The 229-nt window shown below is 59.4% G+C and carries 1 pseudogene; it reads right to left on the bottom strand.

Annotated elements, in window-relative coordinates:
• Positions 1 to 229 (bottom strand): annotated as a pseudogene (locus tag R0J92_RS27515) (sensor histidine kinase); the annotation flags it as partial.

Here is a 229-nt window from a genome sequence, read left to right as displayed (position 1 = left end):
CGAGTAATCAATGGTGAGATTGCTGGACGCGCAACTCATGACACCCTCGCTTGGCAGGAAACCGGCAAAGCTGTAGCGGTCGTCAGGTGCGTCGATGAACCGCCCCATCAGCGACTTGCACCGTTCGACATCAGTCGCCCAATCCGGCACAGACAGCGCGAGCGTTTCCGCAGCAGCGACAGCGGATTTGATGATATCGCGCTCTTCCTGCGCGAACTCCGCCGTAAGG

Origin of the sequence: Tritonibacter sp. SIMBA_163, assembly GCF_046535935.1 — a bacterium.
In the GTDB taxonomy this organism is placed as follows: Bacteria; Pseudomonadota; Alphaproteobacteria; order Rhodobacterales; family Rhodobacteraceae; genus Epibacterium; species Epibacterium scottomollicae.
This window is presented reverse-complemented; position numbering and strand designations above follow the sequence as displayed.